A 13026-nucleotide genomic window follows, 5' to 3' on the forward strand; every position below is an offset into this window, starting at 1 on the left:
TGTAAACAGGATCGTCTGGAGCTCGATGAAAAGACCTCGTCGCTCGGCCGCCATATCGTTGTTTGTTGCGCTTGCAGTGGTGGGCGCCTTTGTCGTGGCGATAGCTGGCTGTTCCGGGTTGAATGATGGGGCCGCGGCGTCTGCATCAGAAGGCGCAGCCGCCTCGCAGGTCAAAGACGACAACCTTAAGACGCTCAACGTTGGCAGCGACCTCTATCCACCGTTTGTGTATAGCAACGAGTACGGCGATATTGTTGGCCTGGATGTCGATATTTTGACCGAGGCTTTGGGCCGCATTGGCTACAAGCCAAAGTACCAGCTGATCGACTGGGAAAAGAAGAAAGAGCTGCTGGCGAGCGGCGAGCTCGATTGCGTCATGGGCAGCTTTAGTATGACGGGCCGCGAAGGCGAGTATCGCTGGGCGGGGCCGTACCTTGCGAGCCGACAGGTGGTTGCTGTCGATCCCGAAAGCGATATCTACACGCTTGCCGATCTTGAGGGTAGGGTCGTGGCGGTCCAGTCCACCACCAAGCCCGAATCGATTCTGCTCAATCACACCAATGAAAACGTTCCGCAGATTAAGGAGCTCTACAGCTTTTCGGACCGCTCGTACCTGAACCCGGCGCTTGTCGAGGGCCTAGTCGACGCCATCGCCGCGCATGAGTCCTCGCTGCTCACCTACGAAAAAGACTATGGCGTGACGTATCGCATTTTGTCTGAGCCGCTGCTAGAGGTTGGTTTGGGCACCGCTTTCGATATCAACGACACACGCGGCATCGACGTTAAGCTCACCCATGCCTACCAAGAAATGCTTGCCGATGGCACCATGGAGCGCCTGGTGTCAAAGTATTTTGATGACCCTTCGCCCTTTTTGAATGTGGAGGGCCTGTCATGATTGATGCGTCCGACCACACCGCTCAGGAGCGGGGCGATCGTTCGGCACGGGAATGGCTCATCGTCGTCCTGTTGGGGATAGCGCTCTCGATTGTTGCCGGCGTGACGAGCTACGCCTACACGACAGCTCAGGCCGAGCAGCGCTTTGCCGACGTTGTCGATTACGTGGCGACACAGAGCCTTTCCTACGATGCGTTCAACAGCGCCTATGCGACCAAAAACCTGATTCGCGTTATGGAGATCGCCGGAGAGGCGGCGCGCGATATGGAGCGCGACGGCTCGGTGGATAACGCTACGTTGGAGCAATATGCTGACCAGTTTAATGTGACAGCGCTGATCGTAACGGATGCATCGGGCAACTTGGTGTCCGAGTCCTCGAAGGATGACGTGGGCTACGAGTCGCTCGCCGCGAATCTCAAAGAGGCGCCTGTGCTGGAGGTGGCAGCCCATCCGCTTAAGTCCTATACCGCTCGCATTACGCTTGCGGACGATTCGGTCGCAGACATTGGCTGCGTGGCCCGGCGGGACGGTGAGGGCATCGTTGTCGCGGTGAGGCACCAGAGCGCCAAGGCGGTCGCGAGCAATACGCTCAAGTTGCAGAGCTTGCTCGATGGTTATGAGACCATCGATAGCGGCAATATCGTGATCGAAAACGACGGTAAGGTCGTTGCGACCAACGCTGTTGAGCCCGCCGTGTCAGGCGTGTTCGATTTGCCTGCGACGGATGCCATCGTTGTCAACGGCATTAAGGAGCGTTGCCTGGCTGGTAAGGTCAGATTGGTTAACGACAGCGGTGAGTGGTATCTGGGCACATTTGGTAAAGCGCGCGATTTTTACGTGTACACCTATGCTCCCGCGCAGCGTTACTTTGAGGTTGTTGCCGCTGTTGTTGCCAGCGTGTTGGCACTCTACGGCGGTGTTATAGCCACTGTTGTGTTGGTGCGCCGCCGCGCCGAGAGCCAACGCTTTGCCGACCTGTTGCTGCAGGAGCGCGACTATGGCGACAAACTGGCAAAAGCGGCGCGCGAAGCTTCGTCTGCCAACTCTGCAAAGACGGAGTTCCTGCGTCGCATGAGTCACGACCTGCGCACGCCCATCAACGGCATTCGCGGTATGGTCGAGGTGGGCAATGCCAACGCGGACGACTTGCAAAAGCAGACTGAGTGCCGCTCAAAGATCTGGACGGCGTCGGGACTGTTGCTCGACCTTGCGAACGAGGCACTCGATATGAGCCGCTTGGAGAGCGGGCAGGTCGACCTGAATCTCGTGCCTACAGATATGGTGGCCCTCAACCGTGAGGTGTGCGATATTCTGGAGCGCCAAGCCGAGGAGCGCCTGGTGACAATTATCTGCGACCAACGGACTCTTGATCATCCCTATGCCCGGGTGAGCGTGACGCACCTCAAGCGTCTGTTGCTCAATATTGCCGGTAATGCCGTCAAGTACAACCGCCAGGGCGGCTATGTTCGCCTGACATGCCGCGAGGTGGAGCCGGTGGACGGTGTCCCCGTCTATGAATACACGATCGCCGATAACGGCATTGGCATGAGCGAGGAGTTTCAACAGCACCTCTACGAGCCGTTCAGCCGCGAGGAACAGCAGGTGGAAGGCGCTTCATCGGGAACTGGCCTGGGCGCGTCTATTGCCAAACAGTTGGTCGAGCTTATGGGCGGAACCATGAGCTTTACGAGCGCCTTGGGGCGGGGGACGACGTTTACCATTTGCCTGCCGTTTGAGAAGTGCAAGAGTTCCGAGATTCCCCAGGCAGTTCGCGTGGATGCAGGCGACAGCGACGTGATCCAGGGCCTGCGTGTTTTGCTCGTAGAGGATAACGACCTGAATGCCGAGATCGCACAGTTTACGCTCGACCGCGCCGGTGCCGTCGTGACACATGTTAAAGATGGCGAGTCTGCCGTCGAGACGTTTGCCGCGAGCGCGCCGCACGAGTACGACGTGGTATTGATGGACATCATGATGCCCGGCATCGATGGCCTTGAGGCCACGCGTCAGATTCGAGCGCTCGATCGCGAGGACGCCGCGACCACGCCGATTATCGCCGTGAGCGCCAATGCCTTTGCCGACGACCGTAGGCTTTCGCGCGAGGCGGGCATGAACGCGCATCTGAGCAAACCCGTGAGTTCTCAGGATCTCGTTGAGGCGCTTGCGCACATAGCCGCCGACGCTTCATAAACAAATAGCTCGGTTCCAATACTGGTTGGAACCGAGCCATTTTGCTATTTGCAGGACCTGTTTTTGGGCTTACTTTTCATGGATCTGCTTGCCGCAAAGATGCTCAATCGAAATCTCGTAGAGTTGGACGCCCTTGATGTCTTTGGCGATTTCCTCTTCAACTTCTTCGGCAGAGGGGTAGTACTTAAGCGCGAGCTGGCGGACTTTGTCCTCGATAAACGCAGGTGTCTCATCTACCAGACGGCAACGACCAAAGACCACGGTGCTCATAACATAGGGAGCCCAGTCATCGTCCTTGTACCACTCGTTGCCGTAAACGGTAAAGCAGACTTTATCATCACGCCTGAGTGAATCGACCTTGTGGCCAGCCTTGGCACCATGGAAATAAATCTTGTCGTGCTCGGCGTCAAAGAAGTAGTTGACGGGAATGGCATAGGGGTAGCCATCATCGCCGTTGACGGCAAAGACGCCGCGCTTACAGGTGGCGAGCAGTTCGCGCGCTTCCTCGTCGGTGATGGCGCGTTTCTTTCGACGTAAGGGCCTAAACATCGTTGGCTTCCTTTCTACTGCGCATGGTGGTTGAGCACAAACTATAGCGAAACAGCCCCGTTTTTCTTGATGCGGGCGAGGATGTTTTTGAGCTTGTTAAAGTCGAGCGGTTTGGGCAGATGGGCGTTCATGCCAGCGTCGTGTGCCGCCTTGGCGTCCTCGGCAAAGGCATTGGCGGTGAGCGCGATGATGGGGATGTCGGCTGCATCGGCCTTCTCGCTCAGACGAATCGCGCGAGTTGCCTCGTAGCCATCCATACCCGGCATCATGATGTCCATCAGGATCGCATCGAAGCTGCCGGCGGGACGACTAGTGTATAGTTCGACCGCTTCTTTGCCGTCGGCGGCGCGAGTTACGACGATGCCTTCGCTTTCGAGCAGGGCCTGGGCAATTTCGGCATTGAGCTCGTTGTCTTCGGCCAAAAGAACGTTCATGCCGGCAAGCGAGCAGCTGATCGCCTGCTCGTCCGCACCTTCTCTTGCCTGAGGGTTCTTGTCGATCTCGAGCGGAATCTGGACGTTAAACGTACTTCCCACGCCAACCTCACTCGAAATCTCAATCGTGCCGCCCATCATATCGATGAGCGATTTGACGATAGACATGCCAATGCCGGTTCCTTGGAACTTGCTACGCGCATCGTCGCCTTCCTGGGCAAACGGCTCGTAAATGTGCGTCAAAAACTCGGGCGTCATACCAGTGCCGGTGTCCGAGACGCTAAAGCAAAACACGGCGTGCTCGTCGTCGACCGGCTTGATGGTCGATGAGAACGTGACGGTGCCTCCGTGCTTGTTGTACTTGATGCTGTTGTCGAGCAGGTTGACAAGGATCTGCCGAATATGGGTGGGGCTGCCGATCATATATTGGTCGACAGCGTAGGGCTCGCTGGTGTCGAGCATGGTTATGCCGCGGTCCGATGCGCGGAGCTTGCACAGTACGAGCGCATTGTCGCACAGCTCTTTAAGGTTGAATGATTCGTGCTCGAGCGTCACTTTGCGCTCCTCGATCCTGCCCATCTCGAGGATGTCGTTAATCAGTGACAGCAGGTGATTGGCGGCAACGCGCGCCTTGGCGCGGCTTTCGCGGGCGACCTGCATGTCGCCTTCTCTCAATTCCTCAATTTCGATAAGGCCCAGGATGCCGTTGAGCGGCGTGCGGATGTCGTGGCTCATGCGCGTGAGGAAAGCGGTTTTGGCGGCGTTGGCGGCATCGGCTTTCTGCCGTTCCTCCTGTGCGCGGTAAAGCGACCAGACAAGGATGACGATGCCGGTGAGCAAAATGCAGATGACGACTGCCGCAATGACGATGCGGTTGCGGTAGAGAAGTCGGAACGCATCCGATTCTTGCGCCGAGTACGATGTGGGGAAATAGCTGTTTGCAGAGAGCGATTCACCTGCATTGACGATGCCCTTATTGATGATTCCCAGCAGCTCGGGCTTGCCGCGCGAAATTAAACACGATAGTTGTGCCGTGTTGGTGAGTTCCTGTGTTTCGAAATCCTCGATGTCGTAGATGTCGCGGAGAGTTTCCAGGCGCGTGCTGGGGACAATGATGCAACGTGCCTTCCCCTCATCGAGGGCTTTGAGCACCTCGCCGTCATTCGAATACTCGGTTACCGTTGCGTTCGGAAAGAGACTTTCGAGCTCAAAACGGTTAACGATTGTGCTCTTTGTACAAGCGATGTTCTTAAGGTCGCTGTTCAGGTTTTTGCCACTGTGAATGGCGGTCAGCGAAACCGTTCCCATCGAGTTTGACTGGATGACCCCTGTCTGCTCGGCGAGCCAGTAGTCGCGAAACAACGGCAGGGCGACATCGATGGTCCCGTTGGAAAGGGCTTTGATCATTTGTTTGTTGCTCGAGAGTGCGATTGTTTTGACCGTAATGCCAAACTTGTCGTGCAACGTCGTTGCAAGCGAGGCGAGCGACCCTTCCATCTCGCCGTCGTCATTTTGCGTACAGTAGGGAAGTTGGTTTTTAAGATAGCCGATCGTGATGGTATTGCCGTTTTCTTTGAGCCAGGTGGTCTCGGGGCCGGTGAGCGATGACGAGCCACTGTTTTGGGTCGAGTAACTCGATTTGACTTCCTCGTTATAGCGCGGGTTATCGCGGGCGATGGTCGTCATGGCGGCGTTGATGTCGTTCATCAGATCAGGGCGGCTTTTGGGAACGGCAAAATAGTAGTCGCTCGAGCCTACGTAGAACATGGGTGACGCATCGGGCGACGAAATGGTGTCGTTCATGATGACGGCGTCGACCTCGCCGTCTGCAAGCGCCTCAAAGAGGGCACTGCCGGTGTCGATTTCTTTATAGGTGCAGGTAACGCCTTCGTCGGCGAGCCACTGCTGGCCGACGATAGTTTGCATAACGCCAGAGTTGCAGCCGATGGTGAGGCCTTGGAGCGCCTGGGGGTCACCCTTGGCCAGGTCGTCGCGGTCGGGCCTGGCGTAGATGTAGTAGCGCTCGGTGCCCTCGGGGTTCGAGGAAAAGAGCAGCTTCTGCTCGCGTTCTGCCGAATACGAGATGTTGGGCATGAGGTCGATTTCGCCTGCTTCGAGCATGTCCATAAGCTCGGAGAAGGTGCCGCTAACGTATTCGTATTGCCAGCCCTTTGTGTAATACGAGAGGGTCTGGAGGTACTCGTAGCCCCACCCCGAGAGTCGCTCGCCCGGCATGCCTTCCTGGAAGCCTTTGTTGTTGACGAGCCAGCCAACGCGGACCGTCTTGACCTGCTGGTCGGAGTCGGCGGCAAAGGCGGGGGCGGGCATGACGGCGCTCAGTATGGCGAGCGCGGCAAGCGCGACGGCCAGGGTGCGATATAGAGCCAAGCGAAGGACGGCGGAAGGTTTCACATGAAATCCTATCGAGTTGAGACAGTTTCGCATAAGGATACCAGCTCAGCCTGCCCATTCAGCCGCCGCACCGCTAAACGGTTAGGTAGTCATTGGGGACGTTCTTAACTGACTAGTCGTTTAAGAACGTCCCCAATGACTAGTTCCGTTTGCGGGGGAGGCGTGGGACAATACCGAGCGAATGTGATTGGGCGTCTGGGAAAAGGGGTCGCGATGAACAAGTTGAGGACGCTTGCCGACGTGTTGCGCCAGGCTGGCTTTGCGCGCATCACGGGCCTGTTTCTCGTCTTCTATCTGCTGTGCTCGACGGCCGTCTGGCTGTCCGAGCCCACGACCCTTACGTTTGGCGACGGCCTCTGGTTTAGCTTTGAGACCGTATCGACGATCGGCTTCGGTGATATCCCGGCCGAGACGCCGGTTGCCCGCGCTATCACCGTCGTTTTGAGCGTCATCAGCATCTTCTACATCGCCATGCTCACGGGCGTGGCGGTGAACTACTGCAATACGCTCATCAAGATGCGCCAAAAGGACACCATGGCGCGCTTTATGGATGATCTGGAGCATTTGGAAGAGCTCGATCGTGACGAGCTTGCCGACCTATCGCGCCGTGTGCGCGAATATCGCCGACGCCAACGCTAGAACGGGCGCCGCGCGTCACGACGAGGGGGACTGAATATGAATATCACGGTATACCTGGGTGCCAGCGTCGGCAATGACCCGGCGTTTCTGCCCGCGGTGCAGGAGCTGGGCGACTGGATTGGCGCTAACGGACACGCGTTGGTATACGGCGGGTCCAAGTCGGGTCTGATGGGTGCGCTCGCCGATAGCGTACTCGAGGCAGGTGGACACGTGACGGGTGTTGAACCGAGCTTTTTTATCGAGGCCGAGTTTCAACATGACGGTATCGACGACCTCATCGTGACGAGTGACATGGCCGAACGCAAGGCCAAGATGATTGAGCTCGGTGACGCGTTCATCGCCTTTCCCGGTGGGACGGGTACGCTCGAGGAGATTGCCGAGGTCATGTCCGCCGTGTCGTTGGGGCATCTCGATGCGCCGTGCATTCTGTACAACCTTGGGGGCTACTACAACGATCTTAAGGCGTTGCTCGAGCACATGATTGATAAAGGGCTTTCGAGCCCGAGGCGCCAGCACGGCATCTACTTTGCCGACGATTTGCGCGAGATTGCCTCGATTATCAACGGATAAGTCTTGAGCCTGCCCCACTATGACTCCCAATGGTGCCGTTTGCGGCGCAGACGGTTGGCTCGTTCGGGTAACGCTCGCTCTACAATAAAACGTATCTTTGCCGAATTTGACCACGGGAGGTCCCGATGGATAGTCTTGCAAAACCCAAAAACCGTGCGCTGTTTTTAGTTAGCGTTGCCGTGACCGGTGCGTTCGCAGGCGCCGCGGTCTGGCTGTTCTTTTTTGCGATGGAGCACGGTGTCGACTATCTATGGACCGAGATTCCGCACGCGCTGGGCGTCGCTTCGCCTGAGCTCGCGAGCGGCCCGTTCGGTTTTCTGCCGTACCCGTTTTTTGTCTGCTTGCTGGGCGGCCTGCTGATCGGTCTGTACGAAAAGATTACGGGCACCAAGACCGATGACCTCAACCAGGTGATGGCCAAGGTTAAACAAGACGGTCGCTACCCGTACGACAACCTCGGCAAGCTTTCGCTTGCGGCATTGCTGCCGCTGCTGTTTGGCGGAAGTATTGGACCGGAGGCCGGCCTGACCGGAGTTATCGCGGGTCTGTGCAGCTGGGTCGGCGACCGCATGCGTCGCTTTGGCGCCGAGTTTAGGGAGCTCACGCTGCTGGGCACCCAGGCTGCCCTGACGGCGCTCTTTACCGCGCCCGTGTTTGGCTTTGTGGCGCCGCTCGCCGGTAGCGCCGACGGCCAGGGCGCTGGCGAGGACTCCGCGTCCGATGAGATCACCATCAAGCTGCCCAAGGCGCAAAAGACCGTGGTCTACGGCATCGCGATTGCCGGCGGTCTGGGCACCTATCTGCTGCTCGGCCAGCTTATGGGCGGCGGCATGGGCATGCCCAGGTTCGAGGCCGCCCAGGTGGGTAACCTGGAACTTGTCTGGCTCATTCCGCTGGCGTTGGTCGGCACCGTATGCGGTTGGCTGTACTTTGTCTCTGAGCATGCAAGCGAGGCACTGTCCCATGCAATAGGGGAGCGCCCGGTCGTCAAGGCCATGCTGGCCGGCCTGGCGCTCGCCATCTGTGGCACGGTCCTGCCCTACACCATGTTTGCCGGCGAGACCCAGGCCGATGTGCTCATGGAAACCTATCTGACCATTCCCGCTGGCGTGCTTATCGCGACCGGTCTTGTTAAGGCCATGCTGACGCCCGCCCTCATCAACCTTGGTTGGCGCGGCGGCCACTTCTTCCCGGTTATCTTCTCGGGTGTGAGCCTGGGCTATGGCCTTGCCATCCTCACCGGCGCAGATCCGGTCTTTTGCGTCGCCGTCTGCACCGCCTCGACGATGGGCGCCGTCATGCGTCAGCCCGTCATGGTCGTGGGCCTGCTGCTCATGTGCTTCCCGCTCAAGGGCATCGTCTGCATGATCATCGCCGCTGTTATCGCCGCCGGCATTCCGCTTCCCAAGCCGCTGCGCAAGTAGTACGGTGGCGCACGCCGGGGACATGCCGTTTGCCATGGATTTGCGGATGGGCGATTGCGACCGATTGCGGCCCGCGTGGGTCGAGATTTGCTTGCCTACAGGTCGCGTGCCCGATAGACCTTGGTGCTGACGGTGCAGCTGATTGCACATAGCGTGAGGGCCAGTACGGCAATTCCTGCGCACAGGCAGCCGAGGACGGCGGGATCGGGATTCGCCCCAGCAATCGACATGAGCCAGTTGCTGATGGGGTTGGAGGAGCTCAGCGTGGCCATGGCAAGGCATCCGAGCAGGGCAAACAGGCCGACGGAAAGGCGCAGCGCCTCCATGTGTCCAAATCGAAAGAACAGCGGCTGTGCCAGAAACACCATCATGAGGGAGATGAGCATCGATGCGGCGGAGGCTATTGTGGTCTCAAAGACGGTCTGTCCCGTCGAGGGAATACCCGCGCTGTTGAAGAGCGGGATGGAGACGATGCTCAAAAGCGCGGCGGCGCACGCCATGACGGCCGAGAAGACAATGATGCTCAGGTAGCGTGCACAGATGATGTCTTTGCGCGAGATGGGCAGCGTTGCCCGATAGCGCTCCCATCCGTTTTGATTGTCGTAGCCGGCCAGCGAGTTCATGACCACGATGGGCGACATGGCGCTGACCGCGCAGGCGCCGGCACTCATGCCAGAGTCACCGTCCGATGCGTTGGCGAGGGTCAGTACGACGAAGATGAACAGGCCGACGCCCGCGATGCTCGGGACAAGCGTGCGGACGATGGCGAGCTCAGACATAAAGGCGCGTTTCATTTCGAAGCCCCTTTCAGCGTGAGGCGAAGATAGTCATCAATGGTTGCCCGGTCGCAGGGAATCTCGGGGAAGGCCTCGAGCACATCGCGACGGTTGGGCACGAGCACGTCCACGCTATAGGCGTGGTGGGCGGCACGGGCGCCTTCGACGCAAGCCATAAGCTCTGCGGCCTGTGCTTGGGTGCAGTGGGCGATGCCGGCTCGGTCGGTAATGTCCTCGCGCGGCAGGTCAAACACAATCGAACCGTTATCGATGCAGATGACGCGGTCGGCGGCGCGATCGAGGTCGGACGTAATGTGGCTCGAGAGCAGCACGCTGTGCTGGCCGTCGGCGACAAAGGCAAGCAACTCGTCGAGCAGTTCCTCGCGCGCCATGGGATCGAGGCCCGCGGTGGCTTCGTCCAAAACGAGCAGCTTGGCATTGTGGCTGAGCGCACAGGCGAGCTGCAGCTTCATGCCCATGCCGCGGGAGAGGTCCTTGACCTTCGTCTTGGGGTCGAGGCCAAATCGGTCGATGAATCCGGCGAACGTTTCGCAGCTCCACGTGGGGTACGCCGGGCCTACGAGCCTCTCGACCTGGCCCACCTTGAGCGTGGAGGGGAAGGGGCATGTGTCCAGGACAAGGCCGACGCGGGAGCGCAGGTGGCGCTGTGCCTCGTCGGGCGCGTTGGCGTCGCAGCGCTGTCCAAGCAGATGCGCCTCGCCGGCATCGAGCTTTATAAGCCCGAGCGCGGCGCGAATGGTCGTCGTCTTGCCGGCGCCATTTGCGCCCACAAAGCCAACGATCTGGCCGGGCTCCACGGCAAGTGTGACGTCTCGCAGTGAAAAACGGTCGCTCACACGGCGTGAGATGCCTTTGAGTTCTAGAAGGTTTTGCATGGTATAGCCTTTCTTGCAGATGGCTACTGCATGGTTTCGGGGGCTATCAGGTCGAGCATCTCGTGCAGCTTGTCGCGCGTAACGCCCAGGGCTTCGGCTTGGCTCGCCGCTTTCGCAAGCAGTTCTTCGATATGGCAGAGCTGGTTTTCGCGCAAGAGCTCCTGGTTGCCCTCGGCGACAAAACAGCCCTTGCCCTGCACGGTGCAGATAAACCCGAGCTGCTCCAGGTCGGCGTAGGCGCGCTTGGTGGTGATGACGCTCACGCCAAGATCGCTCGCGAGCGCGCGGATGCTGGGGAGTTTGGCTCCCGCAGTGAGTGTGCCCGAAAGGATCTGAGCTTTGACCTGTGAGGATATCTGTTCGTAGATAGGCTTATCGCTCGAATTGGATAGGATGATGTCCACAGCGGCTCCTTAGCTGTTGGGCTACACGTGTATATAACCGGTAAGCACAGTATATATACACTATGCACAGTTACGCAAGAGACAAATTCGGATTGGGCCGGCTACCCAGGCCCCAACTGATGAATTTGTCCTGATAGGCGCCCTAGAGCGGGATTTCGCGGCTACAATAGTGCGGTTACATCGACGTAATGCACTCAATGCAAGAAAGGATCCGCATGGCAAGCCTGTCGGATGAAATCTCGTCGCGCCGCACATTCGCGATCATCAGCCACCCGGACGCCGGTAAGACCACGCTTACCGAGAAGCTGCTGCTCTATACCGGCAGCATCCAGACTGCCGGCTCGGTCAAGGGCAAGAGCTCGGCCAAGCATGCCGTCTCGGACTGGATGGACATCGAGAAGGAGCGCGGTATTTCCGTTACCTCCTCGGTGCTGCAGTTCACCTACAACGGCGCCTGCGTCAACATCCTCGATACCCCCGGCCACCAGGACTTCTCGGAGGATACCTACCGTACCCTTATGGCCGCCGACGCCGCAGTCATGGTCATCGACGGCGCTAAGGGCGTCGAGGCCCAGACCAAAAAGCTCTTTAAGGTCTGTACGCTGCGCCATATTCCCATCTTTACCTTTGTGAACAAGCTCGACCACGAGGCTCGCGATCCGTTTGAGCTCATGGAAGAGATCGAGAACGTCCTGGGTATCAATACGTATCCCATGAACTGGCCGATCGGCAGCGGGCGCAACTTCCGCGGCGTGTTCGATCGTCAGACCCGTCGCGTCATTGCCTTTGAGGGCGACGGCCACGCCAACGCCACCAAGAAGGTCGCCGAGGTCGAGGCCGAGCTGGGCGATCCGGCCATGGACGAGCTTATTGGCGAGGAGAACCACAAGAACCTGATGGACGACATCGAGCTGCTCGATGGCGCCGGTGACGAGCTCGACCTGGATGCCGTGGCCTGCGGCAAGCTGAGCCCGGCGTTCTTTGGCTCGGCACTCACCAACTTTGGTGTGGAGCCCTTCCTTAAAGAGTTCCTGCGTCTGGCCCCGACGCCGCGCGCCTATACCGATACACTCACCAGCGAGCCGGTCGCGCCCGCCGAGAACGACTTTAGCGGCTTCGTGTTTAAGATCCAGGCCAACATGGACAAGAACCATCGCGATCGCATTGCCTTTGTGCGCATTTGCTCGGGCAAGTTCGAGCGCGGCATGGATGCCTTCCATGTGCAGGGCAACCGCAAGCTCAAGCTGGCTACGGGCACCTCGATGATGGCCGACGATCGCGCCATCGTGGACGAGGCGTACGCCGGCGACATCGTGGGCCTGTTCGATCCCGGTATCTTTAGCATCGGCGACACCGTGTGCTCCGGCAAGCGCCACGTGCAGTATCCGCAGATCCCGACGTTTGCCCCCGAGATGTTTGCCCGCATTACGCAGGTCGACACGCTCAAGCGCAAGCAGTTTGTGAAGGGCATGGAGGAGCTTGCCCAGGAGGGCGCCATCCAGATCTTCCGCGAGCTGGGTGCCGGCATGGAGAGCGTCATCGTGGGCGTGGTCGGCGTGCTGCAGTTTGAGGTACTCGAGCGCCGCCTCAAGGCCGAGTACCGTGTTGAGGTTCGTCGCCAGCCGCTGCCCTATACGGACATCCGCTGGATCCAAAACGACCCCGACACCATCGATATCCCGGGCCTTTCGCTCACGCGCGATACCCTGCGCGTCGAGGACATGCGCGGCGGCAAACTGCTGCTGTTCACGAGCCCGTGGAACGTGGACTGGGCTACCGACCACAACCCCGACCTTGTCCTGTCGGAGTTCGGCAACGTAACGTTTTAGCGCACCGGC

The 13026-nt window shown here is 58.9% G+C and carries 11 protein-coding genes; 6 read left to right on the forward strand and 5 right to left on the reverse strand.

Going from position 1 to position 13026, the window contains the following annotated elements; translation table 11 throughout:
• The first annotated feature begins 25 nt into the window (after positions 1 to 25).
• Both DW661_RS00980 and DW661_RS00985 read left to right on the forward strand, forming a co-directional pair.
• Positions 26 to 895: an ABC transporter substrate-binding protein gene (locus tag DW661_RS00980; protein WP_117635835.1), complete on the forward strand. Its 870-nt coding sequence runs from the start codon at positions 26 to 28 to the stop codon at positions 893 to 895.
• Positions 892 to 3084, forward strand: coding sequence for an ATP-binding protein (locus DW661_RS00985; protein ID WP_117647361.1), 2193 nt, complete (start codon positions 892 to 894; stop codon positions 3082 to 3084). The genes DW661_RS00980 and DW661_RS00985 overlap by 4 nt, the downstream gene beginning before the upstream one ends.
• A gap of 69 nt (positions 3085 to 3153) precedes the next feature.
• On the opposite strand, the gene DW661_RS00990 is transcribed toward DW661_RS00985, so the two are convergent.
• Both DW661_RS00990 and DW661_RS00995 read right to left on the reverse strand, forming a co-directional pair.
• Entirely contained in the window at positions 3154 to 3633 is a 480-nt protein-coding gene (locus DW661_RS00990) for a pyridoxamine 5'-phosphate oxidase family protein (protein ID WP_118934210.1), read from the reverse strand.
• A 41-nt stretch (positions 3634 to 3674) separates the two neighbouring features.
• Positions 3675 to 6479 (reverse strand): transporter substrate-binding domain-containing protein, encoded by a 2805-nt coding sequence (locus DW661_RS00995; protein WP_158568397.1) that lies wholly within the window; start codon positions 6477 to 6479, stop codon positions 3675 to 3677.
• A gap of 213 nt (positions 6480 to 6692) precedes the next feature.
• Here DW661_RS00995 and DW661_RS01000 point away from each other — a divergent pair, with 213 nt between their 5' ends.
• From DW661_RS01000 to DW661_RS01010, 3 genes are all read left to right on the forward strand, one after another.
• Complete coding sequence (locus DW661_RS01000) at positions 6693 to 7118, forward strand: potassium channel family protein (protein ID WP_055252221.1); 426 nt, start codon at positions 6693 to 6695, stop codon at positions 7116 to 7118.
• A 36-nt stretch (positions 7119 to 7154) separates the two neighbouring features.
• The gene (locus tag DW661_RS01005; protein ID WP_117635830.1) at positions 7155 to 7688 is read left to right on the forward strand and encodes a TIGR00730 family Rossman fold protein; all 534 of its coding nucleotides are present in this window, start codon (positions 7155 to 7157) and stop codon (positions 7686 to 7688) included.
• A gap of 125 nt (positions 7689 to 7813) precedes the next feature.
• Positions 7814 to 9112, forward strand: a complete 1299-nt coding sequence (locus DW661_RS01010; RefSeq protein WP_118934214.1) for a chloride channel protein — start codon at positions 7814 to 7816, stop codon at positions 9110 to 9112.
• 95 nt (positions 9113 to 9207) lie between these two features.
• Here DW661_RS01010 and DW661_RS01015 read toward each other — a convergent pair whose 3' ends face one another.
• The 3 genes from DW661_RS01015 to DW661_RS01025 are packed head-to-tail and all read right to left on the reverse strand — an operon-like array spanning position 9208 to position 11188.
• A complete protein-coding gene (locus tag DW661_RS01015) occupies positions 9208 to 9906 on the reverse strand; it encodes an ABC-2 transporter permease (RefSeq protein WP_118934215.1) in 699 nt (232 codons plus the stop codon).
• Positions 9903 to 10784 (reverse strand): ABC transporter ATP-binding protein, encoded by an 882-nt coding sequence (locus DW661_RS01020; RefSeq protein WP_118934217.1) that lies wholly within the window; start codon positions 10782 to 10784, stop codon positions 9903 to 9905. Before DW661_RS01020 ends, DW661_RS01015 begins: the two co-directional genes overlap by 4 nt.
• Before the next feature lie 23 nt (positions 10785 to 10807).
• Positions 10808 to 11188 carry a GntR family transcriptional regulator gene (locus DW661_RS01025; RefSeq protein WP_117817262.1) on the reverse strand — a complete coding sequence of 127 codons (381 nt, stop codon included), beginning with the start codon at positions 11186 to 11188 and terminating at the stop codon, positions 10808 to 10810.
• A 215-nt stretch (positions 11189 to 11403) separates the two neighbouring features.
• Between DW661_RS01025 and DW661_RS01030 the strand changes: the two genes are divergently transcribed.
• A complete protein-coding gene (locus DW661_RS01030; RefSeq protein WP_117717017.1) occupies positions 11404 to 13017 on the forward strand; it encodes a peptide chain release factor 3 in 1614 nt (537 codons plus the stop codon).
• Positions 13018 to 13026: the final 9 nt, after the last annotated feature.

The sequence above is a fragment of the Collinsella sp. AM24-1 genome (assembly GCF_003470325.1).
Lineage (GTDB): Bacteria > Actinomycetota > Coriobacteriia > Coriobacteriales > Coriobacteriaceae > Collinsella.